Here is a 21,861-nt window from a genome sequence, read left to right on the forward strand (position 1 = left end):
AAGGTATGAAATTCAAAACGGATCTTTCTTGTTTTTTTATCGCTTGCCTGCTCCCTTTCCAGGCGGTAGCCGAGACGGATTTAAACCATCTGATCAAGGAACAGCAGAATAATGACCATGCGACGCGTCGTGAAAACCGGATTGAAAAAAAAGATGTCTATTCCAGCGTTGAGCCGCAGGCGTTAAATAAACTGAATATTCCGCAGGAAAAAGAGTGCTTTGTAATAAAAGAAGTAGATCTACAAAATGATTTCCTGAAAAGCGCGGCAATTAAGAAAATAAAAAAAGAGATGGCGGGGCGGTGTCTGGGAGCGCAGGGCATAGAAAAACTGGCTGTTGCGCTACAGGATTATTTTATCAGCTCTGGTTTCGTCACTACGCGGGTTGAAATCCCTTCGCAGGATTTAACAACTCACCATCTGATATTAAAGGTTGTGCCGGGACGTATTGATAAGATTATTATTCAGAATAATGATGTTCGCCATGAAATTTTACCATTTGCTACCGGTGATATCCTTAATATCAGAGATATTGAACAGGGGCTGGAAAATTTACAAGGCGTACCGGGTGTTAACGTAAAGGTGGATATCGCGCCGGGAGAGCGGAATGGCTACAGCAATGTCGTTATCGCGACCAACCGCTCCTCAAACTGGAATGTAAGGGCATCTTATAATAATTGGGGAGATAAAACTACCGGACAACAGTTGGCAGGCGGTGCGGGATATTTATATAACCTGGCAAGAATTAATGATATTTTTTATCTGTCGGGAACACGCAGCTCAACGGGAGAATACAAAAGCATTGGCACCTATTATTCTTTCCCGTTTGGTTACTGGGACTATGAGCTGTTTTACAGTAAAAGCGGATCCCGGCAGGGCATGAAGATTGACTCTCTGGATCTAAATTACCGTGGTGAAAGCAAATACTGGAGCTTAAAATCGTCCAGAACGTTTTATCGCGATAAAGATAAAAAAATCACCGGTAGCGCTGAAATATTCAGAAGAAAGTCAGATTATAAGCTGGATGATATCGATCTGGTACTACAAAAACGTGATATGGGCAATGTGCGCTTTGGTGTTAATTATAAGCAAAATTTTTCTGGCGCGGTGCTGGATGGCGCTCTCACCTATCAACGTTTTTTAACCTGGTTTGGTGGAACCGCTACGCCGGGTATGAAGTCAGGAGATGTAAGCCCCTTGGCTCAGGTCGTGAATCTGGAGGTAAATTATGCCCAGCTATTAAATAATCTTCCGGTTAAGAGCTATTACAATATTAAATTTGGTGCACAGTACGCACCTGAATCGTTAACTTTACAGGATCAGATGACGTTGGGCGATCGCTGGAACGTACGTGGTTTTGAAAAAAGTCCGGGGCTATATGGCGACAGAGGTTACTATATTCAAAATACATTGAATATTGTTACAGGTGTTAGTGACGCTGAGTTTTATCTTGGCGCTGATTATGGACAAGTCTCAGATTGTATTTCTTCACAGGATGGCTACGATAGCAAAAAACTTATGGGGGCAACTGCCGGAGTAAAAGGCAGTATCAGATCGCTGGGGTATGACGTTTCGCTGTCTGCTCCCATCCTGTATCCAGATAATTTTTCTACTGATAAATTCAATATAAATTTTCAAATTTACTACCAGTTATAATAATGATCACAGGGAAAGAAATGTTTGTTGGTACGGATATTGTTGAAGTCGAACGCATTAAAAGAGCCATTTCGCACTGGAAACACGATTTCCTTAATCGCGTCTTTACCGCGCGTGAAGTCAGTAAAATTAATGCTGAAACGCCTGATTATCAGCGTGCTGCGGGACTGTGGGCTGCTAAAGAATCTATGGTAAAGGCCATTGGCCTGGGATTTCGTAACGGTATAAGTTTTCAGGATATGGAAGTAGAGTATGATGAGTATGGCTGCCCATATTTTATCCTGCGCGGACGATTAAAAGAAATTGTAGCCGAAAAAGGAAAAGCAAAAATATCACTGAGCATTTCACACTGCCAAAACTATGCGATCGCCGTTGTGGCTGTTACGCACGATTAAAATAAATTACCTAACAGAGCGTAGCTATTTGTATGTATAAGTATGACGACCTTATCAATAAAACAGTGCTGGTAACCGGAGCCAGCGGTGACATCGGGCTGGCCATTTGTGCGAAATTTCTTGAACAAGAGTGCCAGGTATATGCCCTGTATAACACACGATCCGCTGAATTAATCGAGCTTAAGAATCGGCATCCTCAAGGCGACAAACTTCATATTTTACAGTGCAATCTTGCTGATAAAGATGAGGTGAGCAATTTATGCGTCTGGCTGAATAAATCAGCCGGAAAGCTGGATGTTTTGGTTAATAATGCCGGCATCGTAAAGGATAGCCTGTTTGCCGCCATGAGTTTTGAAGATTTCAGTACGGTTATCGAACAGAACCTGCTTACTATTTTCAGACTGACAAAAGAGACGCTGATGTTGTTAAGAGCGGCAGAGAATCCGGCGATCGTGAATGTGGCATCTATCGCTGCGATTATCCCCAGTGTAGGTCAGACGAACTACAGCGCATCCAAAGGCGCGCTTCTTGGCTTTACCCGTACCCTGGCAGCAGAAATGGCAGCCAGAGGCGTACGCGTAAATGCCGTGGCGCCAGGCATGATTGAGTCGCGGATGGTAAAAAAGGTTTCGCGAACGGTGGTAAGAGATGTATTAAGTTCAATACCGCTGAAGCGTTTGGGGCAAAGCGCTGAGGTGGCCAACACGATTGTTTTTTTAAGCTCTTCAGCATCCAGTTATATTGTTGGACAAACCATCATTATCGATGGTGGTCTGGTTATGCGGTGATCTATGTCTAAATATGCGATTCCTGCAAAAATCTTCCTTGAGATGGGAGGCTGGCGTCAACCTTTGATAATGGTTGATCGTATTGACGATTATAAATATGGAGAAAAAGGCTATATTCGGGTTGTCAAGCATGTTACCTATAATGAGCCTTATTTACTGGGACACTTTCCTGAAGATCCCATTATGCCGGGCGTAATGATTGCTGAAATATTTGGGCAGGCCAGTGAATACCTTTCATTTCTGACCGATATCTGTGATATTTATCGGGAGCGCCATCAGGAAAATTTGCAATCGTTGCGGGATATTCGCGCCAGAATTTATGATGCCGGGATGCTTGAAATTATCCGCGCGCGTCGGGCTCAGGTACGGGGCGTGCTGGCAGCGCAGAATTTAAAATTTAAAGAAGTCGCCTGTCCCGGAGATACCATAGAAGTGATTAGCAGACTCGCTTTTTCCGACGAGAGCGGTTTTAAGCACTACGCTGTTTCTGCTCATGTCGGCAAAAGAGAGATTAGCAAAGGCACCATCATCAATTACCGTGAAGTTAAATAGTTATTACAGGGAGATAAGTGGATGAACACAGTTAAAGATGATATTGAAAAGCGTAAAAAGATATTATTTACCATCAAAACTGAAATTATTCAGCGGCTAAATATTTCTAAAGAACCATCGCAAATTGATGACGATACAGCGCTTTTTGGTAATGGCCTGAGGCTTGATTCCGTTGATGCCACAGAAATAGTCGTTATGCTGGATAAAGTTTTCAATGTTCAGGTAAGCGAAAGCGACGATCCCTCTTATATGAGAACGATTAATAGTTTGGCATCATTTATAATTAAGAAAAAACAATAAACATATATTATAAATAAAAAAGCCATAAAGGAATAAAGGTGTTTCATATGAAAACGCTTCATAATTTGCATTTGAACAGTAATGCCCGTATGGATGTTTATAACAGCATGAGTATGCCTGCTGCTTATCATGCTCCTGAAGTTGAATATAAAGCTGTGAGAGAAAACGCGTTGCTGGTTGACTATTCGCATATGGCTATAGTTAGCGTAACTGGCGAGGATGCCTGGGCGCTTGTTAACCAGATGGCCTCTGCCGATGTTTCCGCCATCCGCGATGAACAGGGAATATATTCTCTGATCCTTAATGACGACGGGACTATCCGTGGCGATGCTTACTTTCTTTGCACGGATGAGGGATATTATATTCTTTCCGAAGATCTGACCGCTGACGAGATTATAACTAGTCTCAATACGATTCTGGAAAATGCTGAGGAGTTAGATATTCAGGAGCGGCCTGAAATCAGCGCTCTGAATGAGGCCGATTGGGGCGCTATATTACTGGAAGGACCCTATTCCTGGGAGGTGCTGGCGGAAATTTACGGATTCGATATTATCGGTCTGCCTTACCATGAATTTATGCCCACGGATGATGGTTTGAACGTTTTCCGCTGCGGTAAGCATGGCGAGTTCGCCTACTTGATGCTTGGCGAGCAGAGGGCGCTGGCTGAACTCTGGATGCGCTTACTGGAAGTAGGAGAGAAGTACCTGCTTAAAACCGGCGGCCTTGAGTATCAAAAGATAGTGCGAATTGAAAATCCCGTGTGGGACGCATCAATTTATGCAGCCTGTTCGTATAATCCGGTTGAGCTTCAGTTGCAGTGGGCTGTTCAGTACGATAAAGAAAATTTTACCGGAAAAACGGCTGTCGAAACCCTTTCCCGCAACGGTGCGGAACGTAAATTAACCGGTATTATTCCCGTCACAACGTGCGAAAGTATCCAGGCTGGGGACAATGTGCTGGTCGGCGAAGAGGTTGTCGGTTCGGTCATTACCAGCATATTTTCGCCCGCGCGCCGCTCTGTTATCGCACTGGCTATGATTGATAAAGATTATGCCTATTCAGATATCGCCGGTTTTACCCTCAGTACCGCGCATGGCGACGTTGCTGCAATGACGCAGGGGTTACCGTTCCTTTATAATTTTAGTATGTTGGTTAATCCGGCTGAACACAGCTTTATCGACCCGGCAAAATTGCGCAGCGCGCTGTAGTTTTATTTCAGCGAAAAATTAAATAATGCGGGTCTGAAAAAAATGAGTAAAAAAGTGTTATCTCAGACCCGTTTTTTTCATGATGGCGAATATTCACAGGCAAGAATAGCGCTGTCAATATCAGGGATAGATTATGAAAATAACCAGGAAAAGAGTTGTTATTACCGGTATGGGGATCTTGTCATCGCTGGCTGATAATATTGTTGATTTCAGAGAGGCGCTATTCAATAAACAGTGCGGTATTAGCGACAGCAAGCGGTTTGCCGCATGGTTTGATAACGCGCGCGCTGCTGAAGTAGCGCAGCAGCTTGATTACTCCGAACTTTCGGACGATCTCGTTAAGTCACTCGATAATGCTGCGCTCTGGGCATATAAAGTCGGTAAGGATGCACTGACTCAGGCCGGACTGGTTAATAATAAAGCGTGTCTTAACGAAACCGGGCTGATTATCGGGGTTTCCTCTGCCGGTACCGAGGCTTTTCTGCCGCTATTTGAGCAGCGCATTCAGGATTTCTCTCTCAAAAAAGCGGTCTGTTCCGGTGGGTTTGCCTCCTGCTGTTCCAGCGTCTCTACCTTGTTGGGCTTGCAAGGCGGAATGGAGCTGGTTGCAACCGCCTGCACTGCCAGTCCGAACGCCATCGGCATCGCCTATGACTACATCCAGAACGGCAAAGGGAAAACTATGCTGGCGGTGGGAACCGAGCCGATTTATCTGCCTACGTTCGCCGGTTTTTATGTTCTGAACGTCATGCATTCCGATGCCTGCACCCCTTTTTCCGGCACGCCGGGCATGTCAATAGGAGAAGGGGCGGGAGCGCTGGTTCTTGAAGAGTATGAACATGCCGTGGCGCGCGGCGCCACCATCTATGGTGAGATTCTTTCCTATGCTACCTCTTGTGACGCCTATCATGAAACCGGGCCAGATCCGCGCGCTGGCGGTGCAACCCAGGTGATGTTGAAAGCCATGGAGAATGCAGGCATCACGCCCGACTGCGTTGACTATGTAAATGTGCATGGCACCGGAACGGAAGCGAACGACAGAATCGAAACGATGGCGATGAAAAAGGTTTTCCCCCATGCGGCGGACCTGCCGGTAAGCTCGACCAAATCTTATTTTGGCCACAATATCGGCGCGGCAGGTATTGTGGAATTAATTGCCTGTCTGGTGACGCTGCCGCAGAAAAAGGTTCTGCCGACGCTGAATTTTACTCTGCCACGTCCTAACTGCGATCTCGATTATGTAGCAAATGAATTTAGGGAAAAAGATGTCAACATCTTCATGAAGAATAACTATGCCTTCGGCGGCAATAATTGCAGCCTGGTGGTAAGTATGAAACCCGCCTCCGTGCCGGTAACCTCTTATGAAGCGAAGCGGGTGGTTATTTCCGGTATTGGCGCCGTTTCCGCCATTGGCCATACGTTTAATGAAATCGCGGACTTTATCTGGTCGCAGAATCGCTCTATTGAGCTCCAGCCCGTTAAGTTTCATAGCGATACGCTTGAGGAAGCCAGAGAGTTATTACGCGTGCTGGTTGAGACGCGGCAGCTGGAAGAATTACTGGGCGCTGAATATTCCTGCAATACACAGCCATTACCCGAGGAGAGAGAAAATTTTAAAACCTTCCGGATCGCGCATCTTGAGCCGCGAAAATATTTACGGCGCTACGATGCGCGCAAAGCCACCAACGGCGGAACCTACGCGCTGGTTGCGCTGGCCGAGGCGTTGAATAGCGGCAGGCGTAAAATCAGGAAAGAGGGTAATGAATTTGGCTTGATCATGGGCATGTGCCGTGGCCCGCAGGAAACGACCTATAAATATCTGCAAAGTCTGAAGCCAGATCCGCGCAAAGTGCGTACCTCGGAGTTCCCCGGTTCGCTGATGAATGCAATCGCCACCTTCTGCGGTATTTCTGAGGGAATCAAAGGTTACACCACGACGCTGGCGACCGGAGAGAATGCCGCGCTGGGTGCGTTAACCTACGGTTATGAACTGGTACGCCAGCAACTTCAGCCGCAGGTCATTGTAGGGGGCGCCGATGAATATTTCCCGTCGATGTCGCTCTATATGGACGCCGTTACTCAGAAACTACATATGACCTCGGAGGCGAGCGATTATCAGATCTACAGCAGGGATGCAAAAGGATCTATTCCAGGCGAAGGGGCATGTATGCTGCTGCTGGAGACGCCGGAAACGGCTGAAGCGCGCGGTATCGATGTGCTGGCGGAAATTGCAGGTTATGGTAAATCAAACAGCATCAGCTATTTTGATGCCGCCCAGCTAAGTGAAAAATCAGCGGCGTTGGCGCTGGCAATAAGGCGGGCGTTGGCAGATGCCGGTACCGCGCCGCATGAGATCGATCTCGTCTGCGGTAGCAGCAACGGCAGCAAAGAGAGCGCGCAAATTGAAATCGAGGCGTTCTGTCAGATATTTCAGCAGGAAAACCCCCGGGTGCCGGTGGTGAACTACAACGCTTTTTTCGGCTTTATTGAATCTTCCGCAGGGTTAATGAACCTGGCTGTGATTATCGACTGTATTAAGAGACAGGCGGTACCTGCTATCCCCTATACGCAGGAGTTTTGCGATGACCGCCTTAACTTTGTGCGCAGCCCACTAAAAGTAACGCTAAAGCAGGTTTTACTGGTAGGGGCGACCGAAGGGGGAAACTATTATGCATTTGTCATCAAAGCATGAGGCGTTGGATAACGCAGCGTTTATTTGCGGCTACAGTGCCCATTTACCTTTTGCTGCCAGCAGCGAAGCGTTAATCGAAAACCTTAAACAAGGTAAACGCGTCAATAAAAGCAACTGGTTCGCTTCAGATAAAGAGGCGATAAAGTGCGGGTTTAACAAAAATAAAACTGTGGCCCGGCTGACGCATAAAGAGCACAGCCCGCTGGAGCAGCTTGATCGCCTGATCGAAGAGGCGCTTGCACAGGCGAAGCTGAATACACGCTGCCTGGCGGGGGAAAATGTCCGGGTCTATTTAACCGGGCTTGGTCCCCGTGTTGATATAAAAGAGTACAGGTATTTCTACGACTACAACGATATTGACGATCTCAGGCTGGCAACATCGCTGAAAAGCCTTCACGCCTCTAATATGTCGCAGGATCGTCTGGCGCAGGCTATAGCACAAAAATATTGCCTGCAACATCTGCCGCCTAATTTACACTGCACCAGTAATTCTTCGCTGGCAGCAGTCCATATCGGCTGTCAGGCGATAGAAAAGGGTGGCGTTGATCTGGTAATGGTAATCAACTGTTCGGAAATTAAAACCCAGGATTTGTGGTTTCTTGAAAGCCAGTCAATGCTGGCCAGCGATGTGGTGCAGCCTTTTGGCGAAAATAGCAAAAGCGTATTATTTGCCGAAGGTTTCTGCGTTATGTTACTTGAGGGGGGCAGGCATCGCCAGGCGCGCCAGAAAAAAGGGGGCATCAGGCTGCGCTCCGCCTATACGCAAATTAGCGCCAAAAGAAGCAATGATGCCGCTTATTTAACCAGTAATATCTTAAAGGTTATGCACAGCATTATGGCTGCGACGGAAGTAACCTGTGATGATATTTGCGCGGTGATACCTCATGCCAATGGATCGGAAATAAGCGATAAAGCTGAGGCCAGGGCGTTAGCTATGCTGCTGGAACAGCATCCGGTTCCCGTTTTAGCTTATAAAGGCCAAATTGGATATACCACTACCGGATCGGGTATTATTGATTTAATTATCGCTCATCATACTTTATGTCATGGCGAATTGCTTCCACCCGTAACAAATGATGTGATTATCAAAGAAATTTCTCAATATATGCTGCCCGAAAAAGGTGTCATGAAGCATCATAAACATCATCTGCTAAAAACGGGCGTAGGCGTGGATGGTTCCGTTATCGGCTTAATGCTTTCTAATTATGAATAGTGGAACGGTGAGTATGGACCAGATCTACTTATCCTCTTTTGCAATGCTTGAGCCTGAAGACGATTTTTATTTATATTCTCCCAGTTGGCTGAATGTATGGGAGTCATATCACCATAACAAATCATTAAAAGCCACTCAGGCTCAGGCGTGGAACCTTAAACGTTTTGGTACCGTAAAAGATACCTATGCCGGGGAAATGATCAGATCGCCCGGTTATATGAAATATATTGAGGCGATGGAGCAGGCAGCAGATCTCGCCTTACAAAAAATGACAGCAAAAGAGCGGATGCTGTTAATGAGATCGCGTACGGCATTTATTTATATAGATTCATGGGGAGAATCGGGATTATTTGAAGATATTTCCAGCATGATGCATGTTACCCTGATTGATACGTTACCGAAAAATCTGCTGAAAATTTTTTCGGTTAAAAACTTCACCTGCAAAATACGCGGTGAAAAACAATCCCTGATGCAAGCAATAAGGCTGGCTCAGGATTATCTGAACTGGGATGTTTTCGATTTCGTGGTTATTTGCGGTGCTTATCGCGCCATACCGATTTTAATTTTTAGCGAAGAAGAGGGCGCGGCTACCCGTAAAGAAAAACCTCAGCGCATCAGGTCTAACATGTGCGTTGAGCGCGTTGGCTGTTTTATTTTCAGTCAGCGGGAGAGCCCGCTTAAGATCGGCTGCGGTAGCTGGGTGATGCCGCACCGGAATGAAACCGGCAACGCAGAGCCGCTCATCGGCGAAGCCGAGCTCAGTCTGGTGTCGATGGCAGGCTTGAGCAACAGCAAACTCAGTGTAACGCTCGCCAGCGCGCTACAGGCCGCAGGCGCTGAAACGATCAATCTTAGCGATCGCTATGGCAGCAGCGGCTGCCTTACGCCAGCGCTAAGCTGGATATACCTTGAGCAGCACGTTAACAGTTCAGCAAAAATGCGCACCATCGTACCGGACCATCTGGGCGGGTATAACTACTTTGATAGCTGGTATTGTTAACCAGATTAACAGGAAGCATTATGGCGAACGCTATTAAGGAACTGCCGGCAATTTTTCTGAGTGGTATTAATAAAAGCTTTGGCAGCAATGAAAATAAAGTTGAAGCATTGAAAAATATCAACCTGGAAATAGCCAGTGGTGAGTTTATCGCCCTGTGCGGACCTTCCGGCAGCGGTAAAAGCACTTTGCTCAATATCCTTTCAGGCATCGATCATCCCACTTCCGGGACGGTGATGTTTCTGAATAAAGTGCTTAACAATCTTAATGAAAATCAGCTTTCCCTGATCAGATGTCAGCATCTTGGATTTATTTTTCAGTTTTTTAATCTGATCCCGGTTTTAAATGCTTTTGATAATATTTTTTATCCGCTGATCCTGAACGGCAACTACAGTAAAAAAGAAGCGCAGGCGCGCGCATCGCACTATTTAAACAGTGTAGGACTCAGTCATATGGCAGATCGTAAGCCGGGCCAGCTATCGGGCGGTCAGCAGCAGCGGGTCGCTATCGCCAGAGCGCTGGCGCATGATCCGACGGTAGTAGTGGCTGATGAACCTACCGGTAATCTGGATCTGGCGACCGGCGATGCGGTTTTAGATCTGCTGATGAAAATTAATGAAGAAACCAAAACGACATTTATTATCTCGACGCATTCGACCCAGCTAAAGGAACGGGCCAGGCGTGTTGTTGAAATCAAGGATGGAGAATTAGTCAGTGACGCTGAAAACTAAGCTGCGCCTGTTGTTTTGCGTTTTTTTTCTGCTATTTGATCTCCGGGCGGCCGCTGAAACTTCTTTGCCTGCGGTGGAAAAGGTAGTGCAACAAAAATTTCCGGCTAAATGGAGTGAGCTGCAAAAAACTACGGATAGCTTGTGGCGCGAATATCGTGAAAAGGAAAATATTATTTCGCTGATATTCTATTCATACGGGATGCTGAAATTAGCTAATCACTATAATACGATAAACGATCTGGTTAATGCAGCCGAATATGCCAAGCTGGGTTTTTTTTACCTCGACGAGGCGGTAGATCTGTATGAAAACGATCTACGCGTGCGTTATCTGCGCGCGCGCGTTGATGCCTGGCTGCCCGGCAGCCTGGGACGCTGTATTATTGCAATAAATGATACGGAATTATTACTGAAATCAGCAGCGCGCTACGGTAAAGAAATAACCGATAATATTAATTACATGCGTTACCATGCGCTTAAAAGCTGTAAGGAAGATAAACAGGCTGATGCGCTGCTTGCGCAGATAGCAGGCAATAAACCGAAGACAGAGTCAGGCTCACCAGAGAGTAATGCTGCGTCTGAATGGGATGTGAGCGAGGTCCGGCAGATCATATTGCCGTTAGTGAGGGATGCACATGATTAGCGCCAGGGAAGGAATGGTTTTTTTTGCAGCACTGGTTTTGGCGATGGTGCTTTATTGCCTTTTTTTCAGGCTTCAGGATGCTAAGTTTGCCTTTTTAAATCTGTTTCGCCATAAAAGGCGTTCGCTTTCCACTATTATAGCGATTATTCTCGGTGGCGTGTCGATTTTCCTCTATGGCGGTTTTATCGATTACTCCTTCTGGATACTGAAAGAGCAGACGGTAAGAACCAACGTCGGACATCTGCAAATTTATAATAATTTATATTTTGAAACCTCCAACAGAAGCCTGAGCGTGATTAAAAATTATGAAACGCTGAAGAACGAAATCTTAAAAGATGATGGGCTGGCTAAATATATTTCTACCCTGTCCGGGCAACTGGAATTTACCGGAATTATTTCACAGTATGAAAGTGAAACCTCAAGCTATTTTTCCGCGTTGGGCGTAGAGCCGATTCCGGCGCTGAAGCTTGGCGCTTTTGATCGACTGCTGTCGGGAAGCGATCTCTCCCGGGTAAAGCATAATGAGGTAACGCTGGGAAGCGGCCTGGCAAAGACGCTTAACGCGCATTACGGCGACTGGGTGGATACTATGGTGGTGAATACACATGGCGGCCAGGGAGCGATCTCTCTTAAGGTGCGTGGTGTTTTCGCCTCCGGCATCAAAGATTATGACGATGTGGCAATGAAAATCCCGCTGGAGACGGCACAGCGCATGATGGGCACGGATGGCGTAAGCAAAATATTAATTTTGCTTAAAAACGACAGCGATTTGCCGATATTCGCCATGAAGCTTCGCCAGTTTATCAAAGATAAAAATTTGCCGTTAACCATCAAAACATGGCAGGAGATATCACTGTTTTACCAGCAGGTAGAGGGGCTGTTATCAGGGATCTATTTCTTTATAAAAATTATCGTCGCCCTGATCGTGATCTTTATGATCGGTAACGCCATGACCATGAATATTGCGGAAAGAACCCGCGAAATTACTACGCTGCGAGCCATAGGACTCAAACCTTCCCATATTACCCGGCTATTTTTGCTGGAGGGGATATTTACAGGTTTTACTGGCGCGATAGGGAGTTTGATCATTGGTTTTGCTATTGCCGGCGCCATTAATCTACATGGCATTGCCATGCCGCCATCTCCGGGACAAACGCAGGGATATACCGCCTTTATCAAGGTCAATAACCCTCAGTTAATCTGGATGACATTCTTATTGCCGGTACTGACTTCTGCTCTGGCGTCGATTCTGCCCGCGCTGCGGGCAGCCAGGCTGAATATCGCTGATGCGTTCAAATCTGTATAAGGAGAGCATAATGATGAAACAGAAAAAATGGTCCTTATTGTTCCTTCTGCCTCTCCTGCTCTCTCCTGTACCGGGATGGAGTGAGACATCGTCGCCGCAGGCGCTGGATATTATTCGTCTGTCCGACGCGGTGCGTTCCCCTAACCGACCTTTCCGCTATACCGTGACGATACAGGAATATAAGGCCGGTGCCACACAGCCCGACAGTAAACAAATTCTGGATATCTCAATGCGCTTTATCAAGCCTGAAAAAGGGAGCGAGGCTGATGCGCGCTCCCTGGTCCGATTCGTCTGGCCGCCCAGGGATAAAGGTAAAATCATGCTGTCAGATTGGTACGATCTCTGGTTTTACACGCCGGAACTCAGGCGTCCTATTCCGATATCCCGCCAGCAAAGGCTGCTGGGGCAGATATCTAATGGCGATGTTATCGTTACAAATTTTGAGTATGGCTATAACGCTGAGCTGGTAGGGGAAGTGCCCTGTGGAGAAAAAAAGTGCTATAAGCTGGTGCTGGCGCGCAAGTTACCCGAAGTCACCTATCCGAGAGTGATCTATTACGTTGAAAAAGAGAGCGACTATCGCCCCTATAAAGCGGATTACTACTCCCTCGATAATAAACTGATTAAAGAGGTGCGCTACCAAAACTACAGGCAGGTATTGGGGAAAGCAAGACCCACCAAAATTGTGATTCAGGATGCCCGCTACGGTAACGCTTACTCCGTTATGGAATACAGCGATATTCGCTTTGAATCGCTGCCCGTATCGCATTTTACAAAAGAGTATATTCAACGCGGGGGGCGCTGATGTTACGTTCTGCTCTGCCGGTTTTATCGGCAGTTCTCTTCCCGGCGATGCTTATGGCGGATTGTCTGCCTGCGGATATGGTGCTTTTTAGCCAGTTGGCCTATATGAACAGAACGCCAACGCTTTGGCAGATTGCGGGGAATAGCCCTTACCGTACCGATAATCTGTATAATGATTTTGGGATTAAATATGCCGGTCAGTGCGCTTTAATTGAGAATGAGCTTGATGTTAACTTTTCTGTTTATGGTCTGACTTATTATCCTTATCGGCATGTGGAAAAATTCGAGCAGGACGACAACCGTCTCAGAGGAATTATTAATCAGCTCAGCTTCTCTTATAGAGTTGCAAAAGCGCTCAGGGTAGAAGCGGGCAAACTGAAAAATCCTGTTGGGCTGTTCTATCTAAAATCTCCGGCGGTATTGCTGAACAATTATTATGCGGGCTTTAAAGCTACCCGCATATACGATCCGTTAATGAAACAGATCTATCCTGAAACCTCCTGGGCGATTAAATTAGCCAGTGACAGCACAGACTATTCATGGTCTTTAACGGCAGTACCAAAGTTAACCCATATTGATAAGCGGTATGAAGCATCCAGCAACTGGTCGGTAACGGAACGCGCTAATGCCAGTGAACGTTACCTGTTTTCTTACACCGATTATCGCCTGGCGGCCCATACACCTGCTGTCAACCTGGCTATAGGCGAGACAAAAAGCATTGCCGTATCCGACAGTTTTCACTATACGCCGCAGTGGGTGTTTAATGCTGAGTTCGCCTGGCACGGAAAAGAGCAGTGGCGTCATTTTAACGTTGATAATGCTGAGAGCGTACAAAATTATCGCTTCCCAACTTCACTCTACCGCCTTGCTGAGAAGAACGGCCTCGAGCTGGCGCTGGGCGGGCAGTACACTACCGATCATTTCAGCGTACTGGGCCTGGAATACTATTATCAGAGCGAAGGGTATTCCAGCAGCGAGTGGCGAAAACAGCGTAAATTTATTGATTTTTTAAACAAAACCACGCCTTATGTCACATTAAATCAGGCTTTTGACAGCTATAAATATTTAATGGCGGCTGAAATAAATAACATTGCTAATAAAGGCAGCCTGCAAGGGAAACATTATATTAATGGCTATGCCAGCTTCATGATGGCGGATAGCTCCACTCTGCAACCCTATGTCGTGTTGAATTTACAGGATCAAAGTGCGATGTGGGGTGTTAATTATAACAGGCCGCTGGCGCAGAGTGACGGGAAAATGGAATTTTACAGCGGGATTTACCATGCGCAGGGAAGTAAATATTCTGAGTTTGGTCTTTTTGGCAAGACCGTTGGGGTTTATTCTGGGATGAAATATTATTTTTGAGAAAATGCATATGAATAGCAATGTAAACTCATCGACTGTTGCTCTGCTTTTTGCCGGGCAGGGTAATCCTGTTATTGGTATGGGAGCCGATCTGTGGGATATTAATAAAACCACAAAAGCGATTTGGGATTGTGCCAGCGATATAGCGGGTATCGATCTGCGCCGCTGCTGCTTAAAAGGGCCAATGAATAAGCTGATACAGACCAGGGTTCAGCAGCTTGCTGTGACGGCAATAAATATTTCACTCTATTCATTAATGCGAGGAAAGTTAGAGTCCGAGTCCATTGTGGCTTCCTGCGGTCATAGCGTTGGGGAATATAGCGCATTATACGCTGCTGGCGTTATTACTCTTGAGGCGCTCTTTAAAATGATCGACTTTCGCGCCAGGGTAATGGATGAGCTGAGTAAAGTTAACAGAGGCGCTATGGTGGCGGTAAAGGGCGTGGACTACCTGGCGATGCGTGATTTGCTGGCCCGCTCTGATATGGAGTTGGATATTAGTTGCGATAACAGTCGCCGCCAGCAGGTGATTGGCGGAGCCTTGCCCGCGTTGAGCCAGTTTTCACAGAAGCTGGTTGCCGACCGTTATGAAACGATGAAGCTGGGCGTTAGCGGTGCCTGGCATACGCGTCTGATGAGCGAAGGCGTTCAGCCTGTGAGAGATTTTCTGGCCGGTATAAGCATCGAACAGCCTCAACATGAGGTAGTGATGAACGTAACCGGACGACCGGAAATGAACCCGCAAGAGATACGGGAAAATTTATCGCTGCATCTCACCCATACCGTGAAATGGACCGATTCGCTGGAATATTTGCTGATGCGTAAAGAGCCCGTTATGTTTATTGAAATAAGTAATAAAGCTTATCTGGGGCTGTTGCTGAATGATTTCTCTTCTTTTTCAGCGCAGCTGTCATTGCATTGCAGAAAAATAATCTGATATGAAGGTGCTGTTATGAGTCCCGATTATTTTAAATTTATACGCTATCATGACAAGAGATTGATCCTTATTCTTTATCTTGTTCTTTTTATGCTGCTGGGTTTTTACTGGAAAAATAATGGCTATTCACTAACGCGACAGGATACGTGGCTTATCAGCGGCATCGTGGCAATCGTATTTTTCAACCTTATTTGTGAACTTAAAGCCTGGTGGATGTATAAGTATGTCCTGAAAAGCATAGACTTTGAATTTTTCACTGGCAAACGCTGCTCCACAATAGAAAAAATAGCCAGCACACCGCTGGCAGGCGGTTTTATCGCTTACTTTATTACCTGGTTAACCATTCAGGCTGCTTTTTTTGTTTCTGAGAAGCTGGAGAGTGTTTTTGGCCTGCTGCTTCTGCTGCCGCTCTTTTTATATCTTATCTACAGACGATTAAGAATCTGTTATATCAAACAGGTAATCATGCAAGAGGAGCATAACACGCGTTATAAAACTCTTTATCAGGCGCTCAGCCATTACATTTTACTCAGCCTGGCATTAAATGTGTTAACTATTAGTCCGCTGAAAAACAATGCCGACTTTTCTTTAAATGAGGGGTGGCTCTCGGCGCGACTGATTATTGCGATGTTTATTCTTTGCGCTATCGTTCTGGCTATAGATCTGATTTTTTCCTGCCGCTCCAGACGTTATGTTCTTTTGGGTAAGTTGTTTCTGAAAGAGATTGAAATCACCTCGCCGGCTGCTGTCCCCTGTGCTTCGTTGTACGCTAAACCCGTCGTGCTCAGAATACTCTTTTTGTTGATCGTACAGTTTGCATGGATTTTACTTCTCAATGTCGTGCTTACCCTGCTGGAGTGGAACCTTCCGTTTGAAGTTTATTACCTGTTCTGCTTCTTTCCGGCAGGTGGATACTATTGCCTGCATTTATGCTGGCTATGGCGCACCGATTATCTTGCAGCATGTGATATGTACCTGCGCTGTAATGTAATCAGCAAGCGCTCTGGTTTCTGGTAGCGTCAGCTTTTTTGAACAAAGGGGCAGGGAAGCTGGCAGCCAGCCCAAAAGCGTCAGCGGGCGGTAGGCTGCGTCAGGGTATGAGGTTACGGTTAAGTCTGTTCTCCTTTCAGGAAACCCATCTATACTTATGGCGCCTTTCATACCAGGCGGCTGACGCAGACATTTACCCGGCTGCCGGCAGAGTTTGCTGTCGGTGTGAAAAGCGCGCAGTTGAAGCAGGGGCCGGAGCCGTGCCGCCCCGGAGAAGGAAAGGCTCTAAAAAAATTTAACTTCAGGGGGTTGCCAACCTCATTAAGTTAGTCCATAATGCCGTCCATCAGATGAGGGAAGGCGAAAAAACTTCTCGAATCAAGGAGTTAGCAGCGAAAATTGGTTGCTTCTCATACAGAATTTAGATTGTCCGGTTGCGGGTAATCATACGGAATAAAGGCGCGTTGGCAGAGTGGCCATGCAGCGGATTGCAAATCCGTCCACCTCGGTTCGACTCCGGGACGCGCCTCCAATTTACACCCTGCCCGGGTGGTGAAATCGGTAGACACAAGGGATTTAAAATCCCTCGGCTGTATGGCTGTGCGGGTTCAAGTCCCGCCCCGGGCACCATCGAACATACCGAATAAAATCAAAGCAATAAGCAGTGATGTCGTAACCGCCCAAGGGCGGTTTTTTTGTTTTTGTCGATTCTTTCCTGACAAATTGTAAAAACCTGTAGGCGCACAAAGATACGAGCAAACCACCATCATCCCGGCGTCAGTCACTCTTAATAATAGTTACAACATACTAATAAGCGATGCTTCTCGGTTTCAGCAGCATGAAAAGAAAGGCTTAACAGGGGCTGAAAGGGCGCAGATTGATAAGCGACAAAAGAGAAAAGCGCAGAAAGCGCATAATAGCGCTTTCCTTAACTTGTCCGTTTGGTCATCTCTTTATGACAGCGCCGGTTCGCTGCGAAAAAGAAGATAAACGATTCAGGGCCTGCCCGGCCTGATGCGCCGCCGCAGGCGATATCTTAACTTTCTGTCGTAAGTCACTATGTTAATTTGTCAGGATGAGGCCAGAACATTTGTCACCGACAGTCGACTGGCCGCTACGCTCGCGCTGGTGGCAGGCGCGCTGAATACCGCCGCTTTTGAGGCGGTAGGCTTCTTTTCGGCCAATATGACCGGCAACGTCTCCTCGCTCTCCGAGCGGCTGGCGCGCAGTGAGCTGCCGGTCGCATTCTTTTTTCTCGAAATTGTCTGCCTGTTTATTCTCGGCTCCGCCTTTTCGACGCTGCTGATTAATCAGGGTCGACGTCACGGCATTCGTTCCGTATATGCGATCAATATTCTGCTGGAGGCGCTGCTGTTGATGCTGCTGGGCTGGGTCGAAGCCTGCTTTACGGCTCTCTCCTCCGGTACGCTGATGATCCTTAGCCTGAGCTTTTTGATGGGCCTGCAAAATGCCGTTGTAACGCGGATCTCCAATGCGCGCGTGCGCACCACTCACGTTTCAGGAACCGCGACCGATATCGGTATTGAGCTGGCGATGCTGATCGACATTGTGCGACGCCGGGAATCACCGGAGTATGCGCCGGTTTATCTGCAACGGCTGCTGCTGCATGGCGCGACGTTAACAGCGTTTTTACTGGGCGGAGTCGGGGGATAGGGCTTTATCGTCTGACTGGCGAGGCGTTTCTGCTGGTTATCGGCGCGCTGCTGGCGTTGCTGGCGCTGGGCTCTCTCTGTAAAGCCCGGCGCCAGCGCACGTAACAGAAACCGCCGTGCGCGGCGGCCTCTGATCCCTTTAGAGTGTGCCGCTCAGGCGACGATGGAATTCGCTGCTGCGCGTATCCAGGCCGATGATGGTGACCTTCGCCTGGTAGCGCTGATAGCGATTTTCAATGGCGTCGAGCGCCGCCACGCTGGAGGCATCCCAGATCTGCGCATGGGTTAAATCGATAGTCACATCCTGCGGATCGTGCGCATAGTCGAAATGCTCGAACAGATCGTTGCTGCTGCCGAAAAACAGCGGCCCGCGCACGAGGTAACGCACCGATTCGCCATCGGCGCTCAGCTGCCGCTCGGCATGAATCACATGCGCCACGCGGCGGGCAAACAGCAGAATAGCGAACAGGACGCCGCCAACGACGCCAATCGCCAGGTTGCCGGTCCAGACGGTTGCCGCAACCGTCAGCGCCATGGTTACCGTTTCCGACAGTGGAATGCGCTTCAGCGTGGCAGGTTGCAGGCTGTGCCAGTTAACGGTCTTCAGCGCCACGATCATCATAATGCCCGCCAGCACTACCATCGGGATTTGCGCCATCAGGGCGCTGAGGCCGGTCACCAGTAACAGCAGCACCAGCGCGGCCGCCACGGTTGATACGCGGGTGCGCGCTTTGCCCAGCTCGACGTTCACAATTGTCTGACCGATCATCGCGCAGCCGGCGATACCGCCATAAAAGGCGGCAAGGATATTACCTACGCCGAGTCCCCAGCACTCACGACGTTTGCTGGAGGGCGTATCGGTCAGGTCGTCGACCAGCTTCGCGGTTAACAGCGACTCCATCAGGCCCACCAGCGCGATGCTTATCGCGGTCGGCCAGATAATCTGCAACGTGGCGAGGTTAAGCGGCACGGCCAGCTGATTCAGACCGGGCAGTCCAGCCTGCATCGGGCCTTCGTCGCCGACGTTCGGCACATGCAGCCCGCAGAAGATGGCGATGGCGGTAATCACCACGATCGCCACCAGCGGGGAAGGGACGCTTTTCAGCAGGCGCGGCAGCAGCAGTACGATAGCCAGCGTCAGCGCGAACAGCAGCCATACCGGCAGCGACTGCCCCCAGACGTGCGGCACCTGGGCAAAGAAAATCAACACGCCCAGCGCATTAACAAAGCCGAGCATCACCGAACGGGGAATATAGCGCATCATGCGCGCCAGCCCGGCGAGGCCGAACAAAATCTGTATCACGCCGCCCAGCAGCACGGCGGGCATAATGTACTCAACGCCGTGCGCGCGCACCATTGGGCCAATCACCAGCGCCACCGAACCGGCGGCAGCCGTCACCATCGCGGGACGTCCGCCCAGCAGAGAGAGCGTCAGCGCCAGCACCACCGAGGCGATCAGGCTCACTTTCGGATCAACCCCGGCAATAACGGAGAAGGAGATCACTTCCGGGATCAGCGCCAGCGCGGTAATCACGCCGGCCAGACACTCGCGCGTCAGTAATTTCGGCGAACGTAGCACGCGGGCAACGGTTAACTCGCTGTCGACGTGCTTTGCCTCGCGCGTCGCAGAAGGGGTAGTCATAATTTGCAGGCTCTTATTGTCTTAACAGGATGCGGCAGCGCGCACTGTAAATCTGAAAGGGATAAATTGTCCGGGCAGGACAAGCGCGATATGTTAACGGTTATTGTTCGCTGACACCAGTTTCAGGCTCCGTCCGACCATGGTGAAAACGCACGTTTATCAGCCAGAGGAAAAAAGATGCAGCTACGCATTGCCAGACCGGTCAGCGATTTACGTCATAGCCAGCAACTTTACTGTCAGGGATTGGGCATGCAGCTGCTGGGGGCGTTCAGCGATCATCAGGGGCACAGCGGCGTGATGCTCGGCTACGCGGATGAAAGCTGGCATCTCGAATTTACGCAGTGTCTTCATCACCCCGCCGCGCCTGTTTCAACCGAGGAAGATTTGCTGGTGCTCTGGCTGCCTGAGGAGCCGCTATGGCTGGCGCGCTGTCAGGCTATGCGGGCAGCTGGTTTCCAGGCGATTAACCCCTTTAATCCTTACTGGAAAACCGCCGCCCGCACGTTTATTGATGGAGACAACTACCGCACGGTGGTGCGTCTCGGCTGCTGGCCGCCGGTTAGCTGAGAATATCGTCTTCGGTCTTATGGACCACCAGCTCCAGAACGTGACGGTAAATATCGAGCATTACTACGTCGCTTTCCAGCTCCAGTCGCTGAATAAGCCTGGCGATGATCGCTTTGTTGGTAATCGGCTGGCCAGCCTGGAGGATCTCAGCCACTACAGTGCCAAGAATTTCCATCTCATTAATGGCCGCGGTTTCCTGCGCATTAAAGTAATCAGCAATTTCTCTGTCAGTCTGAGGTGTCATAGTCTGCATTTCAGTCCTCTTTAACGCGGCCAGCGCGCGTTAAGGCTTATTGTATCAAGACGATATCGGCCGGTAAGGTCGACCGGGTTTTAAGGGGTACAAGCAACGCAACGATGCCAAAACAGGATGCAACACATCCTTCAGACGAAAAAAAACCTCTGAAGGTGGAAATCCGAGTTAAACACCTTCAGAGGCGACGCAAATGCATCATTCGTTACAGAGCCGTTATCAGGCTCAGCGGTAAAGTTATACAGAAACATCAAAGTTGTACAAAGGTTGATTATACATATTGTGCTATTTATTAAAAATCATATAGTTAAATTACTAATTAATTATTCAGAACTTATACAAAATCCCTAAAAAAGTATTTAGATTGCAACATTTGCCAAACTCTTCTTTAGGTCAGTTAATTTTTTCCATAATTTGAGAATGTTCTGAAGGTCGCCTGCGCCTGAAAATCGCGTGTTTCACTGACAAAATCGCCATCTTACTTTGCGCGGCAAATTATCTTTCGTCTAACATTTTAGAAGAGATACGGGATAAGGCCAGTCGAAGAAAACATCGCTAGCGGTTTGGCTGCATGGAGGCTCGCATGTCGTGCTGTTAACGATGCAGGCGATGCCATTTTTTGCACAACAATACGCCATGTGCATTCTTCACAATCCTGTGCCTCAGCGCCTATACTTAACTACGGCGATTTACATTGAAGTCTAATCATTAGGTGCCTATATTTTGGATTCCCAACAGCGTTTCTCCCGTCTGCTGCATCTCGCTGCGCATGCCTGGCGTTTGGCGATCGATCGACGGCTGAAAGAGAGCGGCCTCAGCATGAACAGCTGGCTGGCCGTGGCGACGCTGGCCAGCGAAAGCGAACCCATGACGCAAAAAGCGCTGGCGCAGGTACTGGGCCTAGAAGAGGCGAGCGTGGTGCCGCTGGTGGATCGTCTGGTGGCGCAGCAGCTGGTTGAGCGCTCGCAGCCGGAAGAAGATCGCCGCAAGCGTCTGTTGCTGGTTACTGAGCAGGGCAACGCGCTGTTCAATAAGGTCAAAGTGGAAACGGATCGGCTGCGCGGCGAGCTGCTGGCGGATATCGACAGGGACGAGCTGGCGATAGCCCAACGGGTATTGCAACAGTTGCTGGATAAGACAGGAACGCTCTGAC

Annotated in this window: 21 protein-coding genes and 2 tRNA genes; 21 read left to right on the top strand and 2 right to left on the bottom strand. The window is 48.3% G+C overall.

Features of this window, described 5'->3' with window-relative positions; all coding sequences use genetic code 11:
• Positions 1–5 precede the first annotated feature (5 nt).
• The 19 genes from C2E16_RS07935 to C2E16_RS08025 all read left to right on the top strand — a co-directional run bounded on the left by C2E16_RS07935 (position 6) and on the right by C2E16_RS08025 (position 18,247).
• The gene (locus C2E16_RS07935) at positions 6–1,655 is read left to right on the top strand and encodes a ShlB/FhaC/HecB family hemolysin secretion/activation protein (RefSeq protein ID WP_038626893.1); all 1,650 of its coding nucleotides are present in this window, start codon (positions 6–8) and stop codon (positions 1,653–1,655) included.
• Positions 1,656–1,675: 20 nt separating this feature from the next.
• The gene (gene acpS, locus C2E16_RS07940) at positions 1,676–2,050 is read left to right on the top strand and encodes a holo-ACP synthase (RefSeq protein WP_038626890.1); all 375 of its coding nucleotides are present in this window, start codon (positions 1,676–1,678) and stop codon (positions 2,048–2,050) included.
• 26 nt (positions 2,051–2,076) lie between these two features.
• Positions 2,077–2,838 carry an SDR family oxidoreductase gene (locus tag C2E16_RS07945; protein ID WP_133052063.1) on the top strand — a complete coding sequence of 254 codons (762 nt, stop codon included), beginning with the start codon at positions 2,077–2,079 and terminating at the stop codon, positions 2,836–2,838.
• Positions 2,839–2,841: 3 nt separating this feature from the next.
• Positions 2,842–3,390 (top strand): hotdog family protein, encoded by a 549-nt coding sequence (locus tag C2E16_RS07950; protein WP_038626888.1) that lies wholly within the window; start codon positions 2,842–2,844, stop codon positions 3,388–3,390.
• A 21-nt stretch (positions 3,391–3,411) separates the two neighbouring features.
• The gene (locus C2E16_RS07955) at positions 3,412–3,690 is read left to right on the top strand and encodes an acyl carrier protein (RefSeq protein ID WP_038626887.1); all 279 of its coding nucleotides are present in this window, start codon (positions 3,412–3,414) and stop codon (positions 3,688–3,690) included.
• A 47-nt stretch (positions 3,691–3,737) separates the two neighbouring features.
• Positions 3,738–4,898 carry an aminomethyltransferase family protein gene (locus C2E16_RS07960; RefSeq protein ID WP_084970460.1) on the top strand — a complete coding sequence of 387 codons (1,161 nt, stop codon included), beginning with the start codon at positions 3,738–3,740 and terminating at the stop codon, positions 4,896–4,898.
• Between the two features lie 133 nt (positions 4,899–5,031).
• Positions 5,032–7,590, top strand: a complete 2,559-nt coding sequence (locus C2E16_RS07965; RefSeq protein WP_071883687.1) for a beta-ketoacyl-[acyl-carrier-protein] synthase family protein — start codon at positions 5,032–5,034, stop codon at positions 7,588–7,590.
• A 4-nt stretch (positions 7,591–7,594) separates the two neighbouring features.
• Positions 7,595–8,803: a beta-ketoacyl synthase N-terminal-like domain-containing protein gene (locus C2E16_RS07970; protein ID WP_084970454.1), complete on the top strand. Its 1,209-nt coding sequence runs from the start codon at positions 7,595–7,597 to the stop codon at positions 8,801–8,803.
• A gap of 7 nt (positions 8,804–8,810) precedes the next feature.
• Complete coding sequence (locus C2E16_RS07975) at positions 8,811–9,803, top strand: ATP-binding protein (RefSeq protein ID WP_084970453.1); 993 nt, start codon at positions 8,811–8,813, stop codon at positions 9,801–9,803.
• Between the two features lie 20 nt (positions 9,804–9,823).
• Positions 9,824–10,531, top strand: coding sequence for an ABC transporter ATP-binding protein (locus C2E16_RS07980; protein ID WP_038626882.1), 708 nt, complete (start codon positions 9,824–9,826; stop codon positions 10,529–10,531).
• Positions 10,515–11,171 (top strand): hypothetical protein, encoded by a 657-nt coding sequence (locus C2E16_RS07985; protein WP_052133917.1) that lies wholly within the window; start codon positions 10,515–10,517, stop codon positions 11,169–11,171. Before C2E16_RS07980 ends, C2E16_RS07985 begins: the two co-directional genes overlap by 17 nt.
• Positions 11,164–12,477 (top strand): ABC transporter permease, encoded by a 1,314-nt coding sequence (locus C2E16_RS07990; RefSeq protein ID WP_244555298.1) that lies wholly within the window; start codon positions 11,164–11,166, stop codon positions 12,475–12,477. Before C2E16_RS07985 ends, C2E16_RS07990 begins: the two co-directional genes overlap by 8 nt.
• A gap of 13 nt (positions 12,478–12,490) precedes the next feature.
• Entirely contained in the window at positions 12,491–13,282 is a 792-nt protein-coding gene (locus C2E16_RS07995) for an outer membrane lipoprotein-sorting protein (RefSeq protein WP_038630054.1), read from the top strand.
• Positions 13,282–14,646 carry a hypothetical protein gene (locus C2E16_RS08000; RefSeq protein ID WP_084970452.1) on the top strand — a complete coding sequence of 455 codons (1,365 nt, stop codon included), beginning with the start codon at positions 13,282–13,284 and terminating at the stop codon, positions 14,644–14,646. Before C2E16_RS07995 ends, C2E16_RS08000 begins: the two co-directional genes overlap by 1 nt.
• 10 nt (positions 14,647–14,656) lie before the next feature.
• Complete coding sequence (locus tag C2E16_RS08005; protein ID WP_084970451.1) at positions 14,657–15,583, top strand: ACP S-malonyltransferase; 927 nt, start codon at positions 14,657–14,659, stop codon at positions 15,581–15,583.
• A 15-nt stretch (positions 15,584–15,598) separates the two neighbouring features.
• On the top strand, positions 15,599–16,600 hold the full coding sequence (locus C2E16_RS08010; RefSeq protein WP_038626878.1) for a hypothetical protein: 1,002 nt from the start codon (positions 15,599–15,601) through the stop codon (positions 16,598–16,600).
• Positions 16,601–17,031: 431 nt separating this feature from the next.
• Positions 17,032–17,105, top strand: a tRNA-Cys gene (locus tag C2E16_RS08015).
• 11 nt (positions 17,106–17,116) lie between these two features.
• A tRNA-Leu gene (locus C2E16_RS08020) sits at positions 17,117–17,203 on the top strand.
• 429 nt (positions 17,204–17,632) lie between these two features.
• Complete coding sequence (locus C2E16_RS08025) at positions 17,633–18,247, top strand: YoaK family protein (RefSeq protein WP_409365940.1); 615 nt, start codon at positions 17,633–17,635, stop codon at positions 18,245–18,247.
• A gap of 138 nt (positions 18,248–18,385) precedes the next feature.
• Here the strand turns inward: C2E16_RS08025 and C2E16_RS08030 are convergent, their stop codons facing one another.
• Positions 18,386–19,888 (bottom strand): SulP family inorganic anion transporter, encoded by a 1,503-nt coding sequence (locus tag C2E16_RS08030; RefSeq protein WP_038626874.1) that lies wholly within the window; start codon positions 19,886–19,888, stop codon positions 18,386–18,388.
• A gap of 177 nt (positions 19,889–20,065) precedes the next feature.
• Between C2E16_RS08030 and C2E16_RS08035 the strand changes: the two genes are divergently transcribed.
• Positions 20,066–20,455 carry a VOC family protein gene (locus C2E16_RS08035; protein WP_084970450.1) on the top strand — a complete coding sequence of 130 codons (390 nt, stop codon included), beginning with the start codon at positions 20,066–20,068 and terminating at the stop codon, positions 20,453–20,455.
• Here C2E16_RS08035 and C2E16_RS08040 read toward each other — a convergent pair.
• The gene (locus C2E16_RS08040; RefSeq protein WP_244555297.1) at positions 20,448–20,699 is read right to left on the bottom strand and encodes a biofilm/acid-resistance regulator YmgB/AriR; all 252 of its coding nucleotides are present in this window, start codon (positions 20,697–20,699) and stop codon (positions 20,448–20,450) included. The genes C2E16_RS08035 and C2E16_RS08040 overlap by 8 nt on opposite strands.
• Positions 20,700–21,431: 732 nt before the next feature.
• On the opposite strand from C2E16_RS08040, the gene C2E16_RS08045 reads away from it, so the two are divergent.
• A complete protein-coding gene (locus C2E16_RS08045; RefSeq protein ID WP_103790895.1) occupies positions 21,432–21,860 on the top strand; it encodes a MarR family winged helix-turn-helix transcriptional regulator in 429 nt (142 codons plus the stop codon).
• Position 21,861: the final 1 nt, after the last annotated feature.

The organism is Mixta calida, from assembly GCF_002953215.1.
GTDB lineage: Bacteria > Pseudomonadota > Gammaproteobacteria > Enterobacterales > Enterobacteriaceae > Mixta > Mixta calida.